Below are 15,602 nucleotides of genomic sequence, written 5' to 3' on the forward strand. Positions count from 1 at the left end.
GGGGGCTGCGCGGGTACGGGTTACCCGCGCAAAATAAAATTACGGCAGAACTTTTGCGGAAAGGATCACGATAGGTTTGGACGGTACATTCTGATACGGCCCAACGTTATGGGTCGGCACCTGAGAAATCTTATCCGCCACGTCCATACCTTTAACGACTTTACCAAACACCGCATAGCCAAAATCACGCTGGCCATGATCGAGGAAGGCGTTATCCGCAATATTGATAAAGAACTGGCTGGTAGCGCTGTCCTGATCGGCGGTACGCGCCATGGCGATGGTGCCACGCGTATTGCGCAGGCCGTTGTCGGCTTCGTTTTTAATCGGTGGATTAGGCTGTTTCTGCTGCATCTGCTCGTTAAAGCCGCCGCCCTGCACCATAAAGCCCGGGATCACGCGGTGAAAAGTGGTGTTGTTATAAAAGCCGCTGTTCACGTACTTGAGGAAGTTATCCACCGAGATCGGTGCTTTCTGGCTATTCAGCTCAAGCTCAATATTGCCCGCAGACGTGGTCAGCAACACATGGGGATCCCCTTTTGCCGCCATGGCCGGGGAGAATGCTGAAATGGCGAAAACGGCAGCCACCGCCGCGAGAGTTGATTTGAGCATGGAAATTCCTTAACGGAGCAGAATAAAAACCGAGTGCTTTGATTCTAAAGAGCCTTTGCATCCTGGGCCAGCCTTTTACCTAATTTTACTTAGCTGAAACAGTTGTAACGGTGGGCCTGGCGATCGGCCAAATAGATAAATGTGATATTAGTCACACTAAGAATTGCAAAAATATATAAATTTCAGAATAAACGTTTGCTTGAATCACGCTAACGCATAAAATCTGTCCGCCCGGCGCAGAGTCAACGCGCTTTACATTTCTATTCACAGGCCAGTCATGACTAACAGCAATCGTATCAAGCTCACATGGATCAGCTTCTTCTCCTACGCCCTGACCGGCGCGTTGGTGATTGTCACCGGGATGGTGATGGGAAATATCGCAGATTATTTTCATCTGCCCGTTTCCAGTATGAGCAACACCTTTACTTTCCTTAATGCCGGTATCCTGATCTCTATCTTCCTGAACGCCTGGCTGATGGAAATTGTTCCGCTGAAAACCCAGCTGCGTTTTGGCTTTATCCTGATGGTTCTGGCCGTCGCGGGTTTAATGTTCAGCCACAGCCTGGCGCTGTTTTCCGCTTCGATGTTCGTGCTTGGGCTGGTCAGCGGGATTACCATGTCGATTGGTACCTTCCTGATCACCCATATGTATGAAGGCCGTCAGCGCGGGGCGCGTCTGCTGTTCACCGACTCCTTCTTCAGCATGGCGGGGATGATCTTCCCGATGCTGGCCGCTTATCTGCTGGCGCGCAGCATCGAATGGTACTGGGTTTATGCCTGCATCGGCCTGGTCTACGTCGCTATTTTCATTCTGACCTTCGGCTGTGAATTCCCGGTATTGGGCAAAAAAGCCCTGCAGGATAGCCAGCCGGTAGTGAAAGAGAAATGGGGTATCGGCGTGCTGTTCCTCTCCATCGCTGCGCTATGCTACATCCTCGGCCAGTTGGGTTTCATCTCCTGGGTACCGGAATACGCCAAAGGCCTGGGCATGAGCCTTGGCGATGCGGGTAAACTGGTGAGCGATTTCTGGATGTCGTACATGATCGGCATGTGGTCTTTCAGCTTCATCCTGCGCTTCTTCGACCTGCAGCGTATTCTGACCGTGCTGGCGGGCGTAGCGATGGTACTGATGTATCTGTTTATCAACGGTTCGCCGGAGCATATGCCGTGGTTTATTCTGACCCTCGGCTTCTTCTCCAGCGCCATCTATACGTCGATCATCACCCTGGGTTCACAGCAAACCCGAGTGTCGTCGCCGAAGCTGGTGAACTTCATTCTGACCTGCGGAACCGTGGGTACTATGCTGACTTTCGTCGTGACCGGCCCTATCGTTGCCGCCAGCGGTCCGCTGGCAGCGCTGCATACCGCTAACGGCCTCTATGCCGTGGTGTTTGTGATGTGTCTGATCCTCGGCTTCGTCTCCCGCCACCGTCAGAACAACGCGGCAGCGGAATCGCACTAAGCCTCAGGCCCCTTTGTTCCGGCAAAGGGGCTATTTCGGGTAAAGAACAGCTCCTCACCGCCCCGATCCATCTGAACCCAGGTTTGCGCCAGCTGCGTGGTGGCGATGACTCTCCCCTGGCGGATTGACCAACGCACCGGAACCTGACAACGCACGGCCTCAAACCCGTTTTCCGCGGGCAGAATCACCAGATTCGCCGTGTTCCCCGTCGCAATACCGTAATCGCTCAGGCCAAACGTGCGCGCGCTATTTTCCGTGACCAGCTTCAGTCCCTCGTTAATCTGCTGATAGCCCATCATCTGGCAAACGTGCAGACCCATGTGCAGCACCTGCAGCATATTGCCGGTCCCCAGTGGATACCAGGGGTCAAATACATCGTCATGGCCAAAGCAGACGTTAATGCCCGCCGCCATCAGCTCCTTCACGCGCGTGATACCGCGACGCTTCGGATAGTCGTCAAAGCGTCCCTGGAGGTGAATATTGACCAGCGGGTTAGCGACGAAGTTAATGCCGGAGAGCTTCAGCAAACGAAAAAGACGTGACGTATAGGCGCCATTGTAGGAGTGCATCGCGGTGGTATGGCTGGCGGTTACTTGCGGACCTATCCCCTCTTTTAACGCCAGTGCCGCCACGGTTTCAACGAACCGCGACTGTTCATCATCAATTTCATCGCAGTGGATATCCAGAGGCCGCTGATACTTTTTCGCCAGACGGAAAGCGATGTGCAGGGATTCCACGCCATATTCGCGCGTAAATTCAAAATGCGGAATCGCGCCCACCACGTCGGCCCCCAGACGCAGCGCCTCTTCCAGCAGGGCCTCACCATTGGGGTAGGATAAAATGCCCTCCTGGGGGAAGGCGACAATCTGCAGCTCTACCCACGGCGCGACCTCCTGCTTTACCTCCAGCATGGCTTTGAGCGCGGTCAGCGTCGGATCGGAAACATCAACGTGGGTACGAACAAACTGGATGCCGTTGGCGATCTGCCACTTCAGCGTCTTCCACGCGCGGGCTTTAACGTCCTCATGGCTCAATAAAGCCTTACGCTCCGCCCAACGCTCAATCCCTTCAAACAGCGTCCCGGACTGGTTCCAGTTCGGCTCTCCGGCGGTTTGGGTCGTATCAAGGTGGATATGCGGCTCAATAAAAGGGGGGATGGCCAGTCCGCCGCGGGCGTTCAGCACTTCAAAATTCTCTTTGCGCGCCTCCCCCATAGGGGTGATATCCCCGAAGCGCCCCTTGTCTATCGCTATCTGCCATAACCCTTCGCGATCGGGCAGACGAACATTCTCAATTAACCAAAGCGGCGCTGCTGTCATATCGATGACTCCCGTAATTGTTGCTGAAGTTTTACTCAACCCGCCGTGGGTATCCGTTGCTAATTTTGTACATAAAAAAAGCAAAAAGGAAAAGCCAGCGTTTTCCGTTACTTATAAAAATACTGACAAATCATAAACATACCACTTAAGTAGTAGGTAAAGGTGTAATTGATTTGCATCAATAAGTGTCGCGGCTGAATCGTTAAGGTAGGCGGTAATATAAAAGAAATCGAGGCAAAAATGAGCAAAGTCAGACTCGCTATCATTGGTAATGGTATGGTCGGCCACCGCTTTATTGAGGACCTTCTTGATAAATCCGACGCCAGCCTGTTCGATATTACCGTCTTCTGTGAAGAACCCCGTATCGCCTACGACCGCGTGCACCTCTCCTCCTACTTCTCTCACCATACCGCCGAAGAACTCTCTTTGGTACGGGAAGGTTTCTACGAGAAGCACGGCGTTAAGGTGCTGGTCGGCGAACGCGCCATCACCATCAACCGCCAGGAGAAGGTTATCCACTCCAGCGCGGGCCGTACCGTTTTCTATGACAAGCTGATTATGGCGACCGGTTCCTACCCGTGGATCCCGCCGATTAAAGGTTCTGAAACCCAGGACTGCTTTGTTTATCGTACCATTGAAGACCTTAACGCGATTGAAGCCTGCGCCCGCCGCAGCAAACGCGGCGCGGTCGTCGGCGGCGGTTTGTTAGGCCTCGAAGCCGCGGGCGCGCTGAAAAATCTCGGCGTTGAGACCCACGTGATTGAATTCGCGCCCATGCTGATGGCGGAACAGCTGGATCAGATGGGTGGCGAACAGCTACGTCGCAAGATTGAAAGCATGGGCGTGCGCGTGCACACCAGTAAAAACACCAAAGAGATCGTTCAGGAAGGTACCGAAGCGCGTAAAACCATGCGTTTTGCCGACGGCAGCGAGCTGGAAGTCGACTTTATCGTCTTCTCTACCGGTATCCGCCCGCGCGATAAGCTGGCCACCCAGTGCGGTCTGGAAGTCGCTCCGCGCGGTGGCATCGTGATTAACGACGCCTGCCAGACCTCTGACCCGGATATCTACGCCATCGGTGAATGCGCCAGCTGGAACAACCGCGTTTACGGCCTGGTCGCCCCGGGCTACAAAATGGCTCAGGTTACCGTTGACCATATCCTCCAGACCGAAAACGCCTTTGAAGGCGCGGATCTTAGCGCCAAGCTGAAGCTGCTGGGCGTTGACGTCGGCGGCATTGGCGACGCTCACGGTCGTACGCCGGGCGCGCGCAGCTACGTTTACCTCGACGAAAGCAAAGAGGTCTACAAACGCCTTATCGTCAGCCCTGACAACAAGACCCTGCTCGGCGCGGTGCTGGTGGGCGATACCAGCGATTACGGCAACCTGCTGCAGCTGGTGCTGAACGCCATCGAACTGCCGGAAAACCCCGACTCGCTGATCCTGCCGGCGCACGCGGGCAGCGGTAAGCCGTCCATCGGCGTCGATAAACTGCCGGACAGCGCACAAATTTGTTCCTGCTTTGACGTCACCAAGGGCGCATTGATTGCCGCCATTAATAAAGGCTGCCACACGGTGGCGGCGCTGAAGGCAGAAACCAAAGCCGGTACCGGCTGCGGCGGCTGTATCCCGCTGGTGACTCAGGTGCTCAACGCCGAACTGGCGAAACAGGGCATCGAAGTCAACAATAACCTGTGCGAGCACTTTGCGTACTCCCGTCAGGAACTGTTCCACCTCATCCGGGTGGAAGGCATCAAAACCTTTGAAGAGCTGCTGGCGAAACACGGTAAAGGCTACGGCTGCGAAGTGTGTAAACCGACCGTGGGCTCTCTGCTGGCTTCCTGCTGGAACGAATATATCCTCAAGCCGCAGCATACCCCGCTGCAGGATACCAACGACAACTTCCTGGCCAACATCCAGAAAGACGGCACCTACTCCGTTATCCCGCGCTCTGCGGGCGGCGAAATCACGCCGGAAGGCCTGGTGGCCGTCGGCCGTATCGCCCGCGAATTTAATCTGTACACCAAGATCACCGGCTCTCAGCGTATCGGCCTGTTCGGCGCGCAAAAAGACGATCTGCCGGAAATCTGGCGTCAGCTGATCGACGCGGGCTTCGAAACCGGTCACGCGTATGCCAAGGCGCTGCGGATGGCGAAAACCTGCGTAGGCAGCACCTGGTGCCGCTACGGCGTAGGCGACAGCGTGGGTTTCGGCGTCGAGCTGGAAAACCGCTACAAAGGCATTCGTACGCCGCATAAAATGAAGTTTGGCGTCTCCGGCTGTACCCGTGAATGTGCGGAAGCCCAGGGTAAAGACGTCGGCATCATCGCCACGGAGAAAGGCTGGAACCTTTACGTCTGCGGCAACGGCGGCATGAAGCCGCGCCACGCGGATCTGCTGGCAGCGGATCTTGACCGCGAAACGCTGATGAAATACCTCGACCGCTTCATGATGTTCTATATCCGTACCGCCGACAAACTGACCCGTACCGCGCCGTGGCTGGACAACCTGGAAGGCGGCATCGATTATCTGAAGTCGGTCATCATCGACGACAAGCTGGGACTGAACGAGCATCTGGAAGAAGAGATGGCTCGCCTGCGTGCAGCGGTAGTCTGCGAGTGGACGGAAACCGTTAACTCGCCAGCGGCCCAGGTACGCTTCAAACACTTTATCAACAGCGACAAGCGCGACCCTAACGTCCAGGTAGTGCCTGAGCGTGAACAACATCGCCCGGCCACGCCGTACGAACGTATCCCGGTAACTCTGGTGGAGGAAAACGCATGAGCCAGTGGAAAAACATCTGCAAACTCGATGACATCCTGCCGGAAACCGGCGTCTGCGCGCTGTTAGGCGACAAACAGGTGGCGATTTTCCGCCCGTATCACGGCGACCAGGTGTTTGCGATTAGCAATATCGACCCGTTCTTTGAATCCAGCGTCCTGTCTCGCGGCCTGATCGCCGAGCATCAGGGCGAGCTGTGGGTTGCCAGTCCGCTGAAAAAGCAGCGCTTCCGCCTGCGCGACGGCCTGTGTATGGAAGATGAAAGCCATTCGGTGGCGCACTATGAAGCCCGAGTGAAAGACGGCGTCGTGCAGCTACGCAGTTAATCACTTTACGGGAGGCGCAACGCCTCCCTTTTTTTGCATTTTTTTCTTCAATTTATGGCACAACATCATTTGTACTGCATCGCGAAGGCAGCTAACCAAGAGCCAGCGCAAGGGATGAGGTGCTAAAGGAACTCCTATGTTTACGGACACAATAAACAAGTGCGCGGCCAACGCCGGGCGCATTGCGCGCCTCTCGGCCAATCATCCACTCAGCTTCTGGGTCAGCGCCATGATGGCGGGCGCCTACGTCGGCCTCGGCATCATCCTTATATTCACCCTCGGCAACCTGCTCGACCCTGCCGTTCGCCCGCTGGTGATGGGCGCCACCTTTGGCATTGCGTTAACGCTGGTGATTATCGCCGGCTCTGAATTGTTCACCGGCCACACCATGTTCCTGACCCTGGGCGTGAAGGCGGGGACCATCAGCCAGGGGCAGATGTGGGCGATTCTGCCGCAAACCTGGATGGGTAACCTTGCGGGTTCCGTTTTCGTGGCGCTGCTGTATAGCTGGGGCGGCGGCAGCCTGCTGCCGGTCGATACCAGCCTCGTCCACACCGTCGCGCTGGCAAAAACCAGCCAATCCGCGATGGCGCTCTTTTTCAAAGGCGCACTGTGTAACTGGCTGGTGTGTCTGGCGATCTGGATGGCAATCCGTACCGAAGGCGCGGCAAAATTTATTGCTATCTGGTGGTGTCTGCTGGCGTTTATCGCGTCCGGCTATGAGCACTCCGTCGCCAACATGACGCTGTTTGCCCTCTCCTGGTTTGGCCATCATAGCGATGCCTACAGGCTTGCGGGAATCGGTCACAATCTGTTATGGGTAACACTCGGCAATACTTTGTCCGGTGTCGTATTTATGGGATTGGGTTATTGGTATGCTACGCCGCAATCGGAGCGCCCCGCCCCGGAAAAAACTAACGAGACTAAGAGTCTGGCTCAGTAGACCTAATCGGTGCAGGCAGGTTGAACATTGCCCAGGTTCAACCTGATAAATAAGATAGCCTGATAGCCAGATTCTAAGGCTGCTGCCAATAATTAAGAGGGAATGTCGTGGACCATTTGCCTATATTTTGCCAATTACGCGATCGCGACTGCCTGTTAGTCGGCGGCGGCGATGTGGCTGAACGTAAAGCTCGCCTGTTACTGGACGCCGGCGCCAGATTAACGGTCAATGCCCTGGATTTTGTGCCGCAATTCCAGGTATGGGCCGATGCAAACATGCTGACCCTGGTGCAGGGCGAGTTTAATCCTGCTCTGCTGGATAACTGCTGGCTGGCCATTGCCGCAACCGACAACGAAGCGGTTAATCAACGGGTCAGCGCGTCAGCGGAAGAAAGGCGAATATTTTGTAACGTGGTCGACGCCCCTCAGCAGGCCAGCTTTATTATGCCGTCGATTATCGACCGCTCGCCGCTGATGGTGGCCGTCTCATCCGGCGGCACCTCGCCGGTTCTGGCGCGCCTGCTGCGCGAAAAGCTGGAGTCAGTTTTACCGCTGCATTTAGGCCAGCTGGCCCACTACGCTGGTCAGCTGCGCTCACGGGTGAAAAAACAGTTTGCCACCGTCGGCGAGCGCCGACGCTTTTGGGAGAAACTGTTTGTTAACGACAGGCTGGCGCAGTCGCTGGCCAACGAGGACCGCCAGGCCGTCGCTGACGCCACGGAGCAGCTGCTGACCGAGCCGCTGGATCATCGCGGTGAAGTGGTACTGGTGGGCGCCGGCCCCGGCGACGCCGGACTGCTGACCCTCAAAGGCCTGCAGCAAATACAGCAGGCCGATGTCGTGGTTTATGACCGCCTGGTCTCCGACGATATCATGAATCTGGTGCGCCGCGATGCCGACCGGGTCTTCGTGGGTAAACGCTCGGGCTACCACTGCGTACCGCAGGAAGAGATTAACCAGATTCTGCTGCGCGAAGCCCAGGGGGGGAAACGCGTTGTACGACTGAAAGGCGGCGATCCGTTTATCTTTGGCCGCGGCGGCGAAGAGCTGGAAACCTTGTGCCATGCCGGTATTCCGTTCTCCGTTGTACCGGGAATTACCGCGGCCTCAGGCTGTTCCGCCTACTCGGGCATTCCCCTGACCCACCGGGATTTTGCCCAGGGCGTGCGCCTGGTTACCGGCCACCTCAAGACCGGCGGCGAGCTGGACTGGGAAAACCTGGCGGTTGAAAAGCAAACCCTGGTGTTTTATATGGGCCTGAACCAGGCCCCGGCGATCCGGGAAAAACTGATTGCCCACGGCATGGCGGCGGATATGCCCACAGCCATCGTTGAAAACGGAACGGCGATAACGCAGAAGGTTGTCACCGGCACGTTAGAGCAATTGGATATTCTGGCCCAGCAAATGGCCAGCCCGGCGCTGATTATTGTCGGCCGCGTGGTCGGCCTGCGCGATAAGCTGAACTGGTTCTCCAACCATTAATGACGCTGATGTAGCTCAAAACCGCTCACAAATTAAAAAGCCGGATGCATTGCACCCGGCTTTTTATTGCGCTGAGACCAGCAAATTGCTCAGGGTTTAGCGACGAAACCAATCGCTTCGTAAACCGCTTTCAGGGTAACGGAAGCGCGAGCGCTGGCTTTCTCCGCACCCTCTTTCATGACCTGATTGAGGAATGCTTCATCACCGCGGAATCGGTGATAGCGCTCCTGCAGTTCGGTCAGCATGCCGGAAACGGCTTCAGCCACTTCGCCCTTCAGGTGACCGTACATTTTGCCTTCAAAATGCTGCTCCAGCTCTGGAATGCTCTGTCCGGTAACGGCAGAGAGGATATCCAGCAGGTTCGAGACGCCCGCTTTGTTCTGGATATCGTAGCGAACAACCGGCGGCTCGTCGGAGTCGGTGACCGCGCGTTTGATCTTCTTCACCACCGATTTCGGGTCTTCCAGCAGGCCGATAACGTTGTTGCGGTTATCATCTGACTTGGACATCTTTTTGGTCGGCTCCAGCAGCGACATCACGCGCGCGCCGGATTTTGGAATAAACGGTTCCGGCACTTTAAACACGTCGCCGTAGATAGCGTTGAAACGCTGGGCGACATCGCGGCTCAGCTCCAGGTGCTGTTTCTGGTCTTCGCCAACCGGGACCTGGTTAGTCTGATACAGCAGAATGTCGGCAGCCATCAGTACCGGATAGTCAAACAGACCGGCGTTAATGTTTTCCGCATAGCGCGATGACTTGTCTTTAAACTGGGTCATACGGCTCAGTTCGCCGAAATAGGTGTAGCAGTTCAGCGCCCAGCCGAGCTGCGCGTGCTCCGGCACGTGGGACTGAACGAAGATGGTGCTTTTTTGCGGGTCGATACCGCACGCCAGATACAGCGCCAGCGTGTCCAGCGTGGCCTTACGCAGCTGCTGCGGGTCCTGACGAACGGTAATCGCGTGCTGGTCAACGATGCAGTAAATGCAGTGGTAATCGTCCTGCATGTTTACCCACTGACGCAGCGCACCCATATAGTTGCCAATGGTCAATTCACCGGAGGGCTGTGCGCCACTAAAAACGATGGGCTTAGTCATTTTTTATTCCTGAGTTTCACTGTACGGTAGCCCGAAAGCAGGCAAGAGTTCATTAAATTGGTCAAAGATATAATCCGGCTCGCTCAGCGAAATCGGCTCGCCGTAGTTGTAGCCGTAGGTCAGGCCGATCGAGCTGCAGCCCGCGGCCTTCGCGGCCTGAATATCGTTGCGCGAGTCGCCAACGAACAGCAGATCCGCGGGTGCCAGCCCCAGTTTCTCCGCGACCAGAAGCAGCGGTTCCGGATGCGGTTTTTTGTTTTTTACATCATCGCCGCCGATAACAACGGTAAAATATTTCGCGATATCCAGCGACGCCAGAATCGGCGCGACAAACGGCGTCGGTTTATTGGTTACCAGCGCCAGCGGCAGGCCCTTTGCGTGCAGCGCACCCAGCGTATCGGCAACGGCAGGAAACAAAAAGCTTCCCTCTTCCGCCACTTCGCCATAGTAGCGATCGAACAGCTTGCGCAAAATGGCCTGCTGTTCAGCCTGCGGGATATCGTCATGATCGACGGAAGGTTTACCCTGCGCCGCTCTCAGCGCCGCGCGCTCCTGACGGGCCCAGGTCAGAGCCCGCTGGATCAGAACGTCAGCGCCGTTGCCAATCCAGGTCACGACGCGCTCTTCGCCCGCCATCGGCAGTTCCAGCGCATACAGGGCGTTATCAACGGCAGCGGTCAATCCCGGCGCGCTGTCTACCAGCGTCCCGTCGAGATCGAACGCTACGCCGCGAATATTTTGTAACTTATCCATGGCTAACCTTTGCTAATTCGCTACGCATTTGATCGACCACTTTTTTGTAGTCAGGCTGATCGAAAATGGCCGATCCGGCAACAAACATATCCGCACCGGCTGCGGCAATCTCAGCGATATTGCTGACTTTTACGCCGCCGTCGACTTCCAGACGGATGTCGTAGCCGGATTCATCAATGCGACGACGAACTTCACGCAGTTTTTCCAGGGTGTGCGGAATAAAAGACTGGCCGCCAAAGCCTGGGTTGACGGACATCAGCAGGATGACATCCAGCTTATCCATCACGTAGTCGAGGTAGCTCAGGGAAGTGGCCGGGTTAAACACCAGACCGGCTTTACAGCCGTGCTCTTTGATAAGCTGCAGCGTGCGGTCAACGTGTTCAGAAGCTTCCGGATGGAAAGTAATGATGCTGGCGCCCGCGGCGGCAAAATCAGGAACGATGCGGTCAACGGGCTTGACCATCAAATGCACATCAATCGGCGCGGTGATACCGTAATTTCGCAGTGATTTAAGCACCATCGGACCAATGGTCAGATTCGGCACGTAGTGGTTGTCCATCACGTCAAAGTGCACAACATCCGCACCCGCAGCCAACGCATTGGCGGTATCCTCGCCCAGACGGGCAAAATCAGCCGACAGAATCGAAGGGGCAATCAAATACTGCTTCATCCGCATCTCCTTGAAATTTATTTGGTCTTGGGCGGACGGTACAGAGCCAGAAGCTCGTCCACCTTCTTACGTGTACCACCGTTGCTGCTGATGCTGCGTCGAACCTTCACAATATGCGTCTCAGCGGCGTTTTTGTACCACTCCTCAGTAAGCGGCGTGCGATGGTTTGAAATCAGCACTGGAATGCGCTTTTTCATCAGCGATTCCGCCTTTTTAGCCAGCAGCTCCTGCTGCTCCTGGCTAAAGCTATTCGTATGATAAGCCGTAAAATTCGCCGTTGATGACAGCGGCGCATAGGGCGGATCGCAGTAAACAACGGAGCGGTTATCTGCCCGCTTCATGCACTCTTCATAAGATTCACAATGAAACTCTGCATGCTGCGCCTTCTCCGCGAAATGATACAGCTCAGCTTCGGGAAAATAGGGCTTCTTATAGCGACCAAACGGCACGTTAAACTCACCGCGCAGATTGTAGCGACACAGGCCATTGTAGCCATGACGATTCAGATACAGGAACAGCACCGCGCGACGCAGCGGCTCCTGGCTCTGGTTGAACTCATCACGGAACCGATAATACTGCTCTGTGACGTTGTTCTCTGGCGTAAACATCTCACGCGCCGCCGTAACATAGTCATCGGTACGCAGCTTGACGATGTTATACAGACTAATCAAATCACTATTGATATCAGCGAGGATATAACGAGAAAAGTCGGTATTCAGAAATACCGACCCGGCGCCCACAAAAGGCTCAATCAAGCAGTCGCCCTGCGGCAAATGCTTCTTAATATCGTCAAGCAGGGGGTATTTACCCCCTGCCCATTTCAGAAAAGCGCGATTCTTTTTCATGCTGCCTAACTAATTACACATTCTCCGGCTGTGGAGAAAGCTCCGACAGCATCCTGCGCTTCAGACTACACTGCGGCATTATTTCAGGTCAGACTGAACCTGATGCAGCGGTTTTGCCCACGGATTTTTTGCCTGTACATCTGCTGGCAGCGTAGCAACAGCACGTTTCGCTTCATCTTTCGAAGCGTAGATGCCGCTCACCAGGACATACCAGGGCTGTCCGTTACGCGTAGTCTCATAGACAACATATTTTTCCAGCTTCTCTTTCTTCGCCCAACTGTTGAGGTTGTTGTAGTTAGAAGAGCTGCTGAGCTGCAGCGTGTAGTGGCCGGACGGCGCAGACTTCATCGAACTGACGTCACCCGCACTTTTACCCGCAGCGGCCGTAGCAGCCGGAGCGGCAGTTGCTGCTGGCGCGGTGGTCGCGGTCGCAGCAGGCGCGGTAGTCGCGGCTGGTTTGGCCTGGGCAGTTGCGGCAGGCTTAGTCGGCTGCGCGGCTGCCGGCTTCGTGGTCGCGACGTTTTCGACACGCTTAGGCTGGACCGCTGCCGGCTTCGGCTGGGTCGGCGCTTTCGCCGTGGCCTGCGGTTTCGGTTCGATAACCGTATGCTTACGCTCCGCCGGACGCGGTGTCGCCGCCGTCTGACGCTCTGTCGTCGCCTGGCGCGGGGCCGCGGTGCCATTGCGCACTGGCGCAACGGTGGCAGGTTCAGTTGGCAGAGTAGAATTCGCAACCGCGCTATCAATCTGACCCTGCTGCTGGGTCAGCGCATTGTTCAGATCGCCCTGAACCTCAACGCGCTGCTGGCCTTGGGGTTCAGCCGTCGCCTGACCTTGAGTCGGGTTAGACGCGATAGGCGGCAGAGAAACATCCTGCGGCTGCGCGTTGTTTGCCGCTGATGAATCCTGAGCAGCAGGCTGGGTATTATTATTGTCCTGCTCGCCGGACAGGTTGATGCTCTTCTCGCCGGAAGCCGTTTGCTCGCTGGATGAGGATGGTGATTTCAGCGCGGAACCCACGCCAACGATCAGCAGCAGCAGAACGAGGATCCCCACGCCCATCATGATGTACTGACGGGAAGCCGGTTTCGCAGGCGCCTTCTTACGCTTACGAGGACGACGCTCAACCTGACGCTCTTCGTCATCGTCTTCGTCAGACTCTACTTCTTCTTCGTACTCTTCATACTGTTCTTCATCGCGCTCACGGCGTGCTTTGCCGCCGCGCGTCGGGCGACCATCGTCTGCATCATCAAGTTCGACATCATCAAAATTGATTTGCGGATCGGCATCACGCTCTGAAGACTGACGAGAACGACCAGTACGACGATCGCTGCGATCGGCTTTCATATCGTCTTCTGGTTTTAATTCATCCATTTAACACCCCACTAAAAGGCTTATGCTCACGACTATTGCACGTCACCCGAAATGATAACGCCGCGCGAACGCGGCCAGACCTTCTTATTGTTGCGCCTGCTGAGTATCAGCAATCGCGCCAAGAACAACATCATGCGGGACTCCGCCGCGTATCTCGCTCTTCCCTATCGCGAGGGGTAGCACCAGCCGCATCTCGCCCGCCAGCACCTTTTTATCACGCATCATATGGGGCAAATACGCCTCTGCTGCCATCTCCTGCGGGCCACTTACCGGCAAGCCAGCACGCTGCAGCAGATGAATAATGCGCTGCGTATCCTGCGGATTAAACCGCCCCAGACGTTCGGATGCACGCGCCGCCATCACCATACCGGCAGCGACCGCTTCACCATGTAACCAGTTACCGTAGCCCATCTCAGCTTCGATAGCATGACCAAAAGTATGGCCAAGATTGAGTAAAGCACGTAACCCGGTTTCGCGCTCGTCGGCGGCGACAACTTCAGCTTTCAGCTCACAGCAGCGACGGATACAGTACGCCATCGCTTTTTCATCCAGCGCCAGCAATGCATCAATATTATTTTCCAGCCAGTCGAAGAATTCGCCGTCAAGAATAACGCCGTACTTGATCACTTCAGCCAGGCCGGAAGAGAGCTCACGCTTCGGCAGCGTTTTGAGACAGTTAAGATCGACAACAACAGAAACCGGCTGCCAGAAGGCGCCAATCATGTTTTTGCCGAGAGGATGGTTGACGGCCGTTTTGCCGCCGACCGAAGAATCCACCTGCGACAGCAGAGTGGTAGGAACCTGAATAAAGCGCACGCCACGCTGGTAGCTGGCCGCTGCAAATCCCGTTAAATCACCAATCACCCCACCGCCGAGCGCCACTAACGTCGTGTCGCGGCCGTGTGGTTTTTGCAATAGCGCGGTAAAAACGGTATCCATCACCGCCAGGCTTTTAAACTGCTCGCCGTCGGGAAGAATCACGCTATCGACTTTTACGCCCGCTTGCTCAAGTACGGAGCGTACGGTATCCAGATAAAGCGGCGCCAGCGTTTCATTGGTGACCAGCATGACCTGGTCGCCTGATTTCAGTGGCAGGAAGGAAGCTGGATCGTTAAACAAACCAGCCGCGATGGTAATCGGGTAACTACGTTCCCCGAGGGTTACAGTAAGCCTCTCCATAACGCGACGTCCACCTCAGTTGCTTTTACTCTGACGCACTTTATTAAGCCAGAATCAGTTGCTTTCCAGCATATGAATAATCTGGTTTGCTACCACTTTCGCGCTTTGATCGTCAGTGCGGATAGTGACATCTGCAATCTCTTCGTACAGCGGATTGCGTTCATCCGCCAGCGCTTCCAGTACTTCGCGAGGCGGAGCATCAACCTGCAGCAAAGGACGCTTTTTATCGCGCTGCGTACGGGCAAGCTGCTTTTCGATAGTTGTTTCCAGGTAGACCACCACGCCGCGGGCGGAGAGACGGTTACGCGTTTCACGGGATTTTACAGAGCCACCGCCGGTTGCCAGCACGATTCCCTGTTTTTCCGTCAACTCATTGATGATTTTTTCTTCACGGTCGCGGAAGCCGTCTTCGCCTTCTACATCAAAGACCCAACCCACATCTGCGCCAGTGCGTTTCTCAATTTCTTGATCGGAATCGTAAAATTCCATGTTGAGCTGTTGGGCTAACTGGCGCCCAATAGTGCTTTTGCCGGCACCCATAGGCCCAACCAGAAAGATATTGCGTTTCTCTGCCATTTTTTCGGTACTACTAAGACTATTCGTTAATGGTAAACCCGCTTCGCAGACACCCAGCGCAGCAGGACATGAACTGAAACCTCATATGCAATTAGAGCGAGAGTCAGACTAAAAATTATCTCAATACTCCGGCTGGTTTGGCAACAGAATAAATCACCGGACAAGAAAGGGAGGATTGATGTCGTACCCG

At 55.5% G+C, this 15,602-nt stretch carries 14 protein-coding genes; 5 read left to right on the forward strand and 9 right to left on the reverse strand.

Annotated features, from left to right (window positions below):
• Window positions 1–39: 39 nt before the first annotated feature.
• Window positions 40–609 (reverse strand): peptidylprolyl isomerase A, encoded by a 570-nt coding sequence (gene ppiA / locus BJF97_RS26730; RefSeq protein ID WP_004854889.1) that lies wholly within the window; start codon window positions 607–609, stop codon window positions 40–42.
• A 277-nt stretch (window positions 610–886) separates the two neighbouring features.
• Here ppiA and tsgA point away from each other — a divergent pair, with 277 nt between their 5' ends.
• Window positions 887–2,071: an MFS transporter TsgA gene (tsgA, locus tag BJF97_RS26735; RefSeq protein ID WP_032693739.1), complete on the forward strand. Its 1,185-nt coding sequence runs from the start codon at window positions 887–889 to the stop codon at window positions 2,069–2,071.
• Here tsgA and BJF97_RS26740 read toward each other — a convergent pair.
• Window positions 2,068–3,390: a cytosine deaminase gene (locus BJF97_RS26740; protein WP_009654835.1), complete on the reverse strand. Its 1,323-nt coding sequence runs from the start codon at window positions 3,388–3,390 to the stop codon at window positions 2,068–2,070. The two genes, tsgA and BJF97_RS26740, sit on opposite strands and share 4 nt — an antisense overlap.
• Window positions 3,391–3,630: 240 nt before the next feature.
• Between BJF97_RS26740 and nirB the strand changes: the two genes are divergently transcribed.
• The 4 genes from nirB to cysG all read left to right on the forward strand — a co-directional run bounded on the left by nirB (window position 3,631) and on the right by cysG (window position 8,921).
• A complete protein-coding gene (nirB, locus tag BJF97_RS26745) occupies window positions 3,631–6,174 on the forward strand; it encodes an NADPH-nitrite reductase large subunit (protein ID WP_014227051.1) in 2,544 nt (847 codons plus the stop codon).
• Window positions 6,171–6,497 (forward strand): nitrite reductase small subunit NirD, encoded by a 327-nt coding sequence (gene nirD, locus BJF97_RS26750; protein ID WP_014227052.1) that lies wholly within the window; start codon window positions 6,171–6,173, stop codon window positions 6,495–6,497. The genes nirB and nirD overlap by 4 nt, the downstream gene beginning before the upstream one ends.
• Window positions 6,498–6,633: 136 nt before the next feature.
• Window positions 6,634–7,440 (forward strand): nitrite transporter NirC, encoded by an 807-nt coding sequence (gene nirC / locus BJF97_RS26755; protein WP_014227053.1) that lies wholly within the window; start codon window positions 6,634–6,636, stop codon window positions 7,438–7,440.
• Window positions 7,441–7,547: 107 nt separating this feature from the next.
• Window positions 7,548–8,921 (forward strand): siroheme synthase CysG, encoded by a 1,374-nt coding sequence (gene cysG / locus BJF97_RS26760; RefSeq protein WP_032693740.1) that lies wholly within the window; start codon window positions 7,548–7,550, stop codon window positions 8,919–8,921.
• Window positions 8,922–9,010: 89 nt separating this feature from the next.
• Here cysG and trpS read toward each other — a convergent pair whose 3' ends face one another.
• From trpS to aroK, 7 genes are all read right to left on the reverse strand, one after another.
• Window positions 9,011–10,015 (reverse strand): tryptophan--tRNA ligase, encoded by a 1,005-nt coding sequence (gene trpS / locus BJF97_RS26765; RefSeq protein WP_004854910.1) that lies wholly within the window; start codon window positions 10,013–10,015, stop codon window positions 9,011–9,013.
• A 3-nt stretch (window positions 10,016–10,018) separates the two neighbouring features.
• Complete coding sequence (gene gph, locus BJF97_RS26770) at window positions 10,019–10,768, reverse strand: phosphoglycolate phosphatase (RefSeq protein WP_025107839.1); 750 nt, start codon at window positions 10,766–10,768, stop codon at window positions 10,019–10,021.
• Window positions 10,761–11,438, reverse strand: a complete 678-nt coding sequence (gene rpe / locus BJF97_RS26775; protein WP_004126039.1) for a ribulose-phosphate 3-epimerase — start codon at window positions 11,436–11,438, stop codon at window positions 10,761–10,763. The genes gph and rpe overlap by 8 nt, the downstream gene beginning before the upstream one ends.
• A gap of 17 nt (window positions 11,439–11,455) precedes the next feature.
• Window positions 11,456–12,283 (reverse strand): adenine-specific DNA-methyltransferase, encoded by an 828-nt coding sequence (gene dam / locus BJF97_RS26780; protein WP_014227055.1) that lies wholly within the window; start codon window positions 12,281–12,283, stop codon window positions 11,456–11,458.
• A gap of 78 nt (window positions 12,284–12,361) precedes the next feature.
• Window positions 12,362–13,657, reverse strand: coding sequence for a cell division protein DamX (gene damX, locus BJF97_RS26785; protein WP_032693741.1), 1,296 nt, complete (start codon window positions 13,655–13,657; stop codon window positions 12,362–12,364).
• Window positions 13,658–13,741: 84 nt separating this feature from the next.
• A complete protein-coding gene (gene aroB, locus BJF97_RS26790; RefSeq protein WP_004854923.1) occupies window positions 13,742–14,836 on the reverse strand; it encodes a 3-dehydroquinate synthase in 1,095 nt (364 codons plus the stop codon).
• Between the two features lie 54 nt (window positions 14,837–14,890).
• Window positions 14,891–15,412, reverse strand: a complete 522-nt coding sequence (aroK, locus tag BJF97_RS26795) for a shikimate kinase AroK (protein WP_004106441.1) — start codon at window positions 15,410–15,412, stop codon at window positions 14,891–14,893.
• Window positions 15,413–15,602: the final 190 nt, after the last annotated feature.

Origin of the sequence: Klebsiella sp. LTGPAF-6F (assembly GCF_001753185.1) — a bacterium.
GTDB lineage: Bacteria > Pseudomonadota > Gammaproteobacteria > Enterobacterales > Enterobacteriaceae > Klebsiella > Klebsiella michiganensis.

Coding starts and splice junctions, on each gene's coding strand:
- ppiA (WP_004854889.1), bottom strand. CDS start 609: ATGCTCAAATCAACTCTCGCGGCGGTGGCTGCCGTTTTCGCCATTTCA.
- tsgA (WP_032693739.1), top strand. CDS start 887: ATGACTAACAGCAATCGTATCAAGCTCACATGGATCAGCTTCTTCTCC.
- BJF97_RS26740 (WP_009654835.1), bottom strand. CDS start 3,390: ATGACAGCAGCGCCGCTTTGGTTAATTGAGAATGTTCGTCTGCCCGAT.
- nirB (WP_014227051.1), top strand. CDS start 3,631: ATGAGCAAAGTCAGACTCGCTATCATTGGTAATGGTATGGTCGGCCAC.
- nirD (WP_014227052.1), top strand. CDS start 6,171: ATGAGCCAGTGGAAAAACATCTGCAAACTCGATGACATCCTGCCGGAA.
- nirC (WP_014227053.1), top strand. CDS start 6,634: ATGTTTACGGACACAATAAACAAGTGCGCGGCCAACGCCGGGCGCATT.
- trpS (WP_004854910.1), bottom strand. CDS start 10,015: ATGACTAAGCCCATCGTTTTTAGTGGCGCACAGCCCTCCGGTGAATTG.
- gph (WP_025107839.1), bottom strand. CDS start 10,768: ATGGATAAGTTACAAAATATTCGCGGCGTAGCGTTCGATCTCGACGGG.
- rpe (WP_004126039.1), bottom strand. CDS start 11,438: ATGAAGCAGTATTTGATTGCCCCTTCGATTCTGTCGGCTGATTTTGCC.
- dam (WP_014227055.1), bottom strand. CDS start 12,283: ATGAAAAAGAATCGCGCTTTTCTGAAATGGGCAGGGGGTAAATACCCC.
- damX (WP_032693741.1), bottom strand. CDS start 13,657: ATGGATGAATTAAAACCAGAAGACGATATGAAAGCCGATCGCAGCGAT.
- aroB (WP_004854923.1), bottom strand. CDS start 14,836: ATGGAGAGGCTTACTGTAACCCTCGGGGAACGTAGTTACCCGATTACC.
- aroK (WP_004106441.1), bottom strand. CDS start 15,412: ATGGCAGAGAAACGCAATATCTTTCTGGTTGGGCCTATGGGTGCCGGC.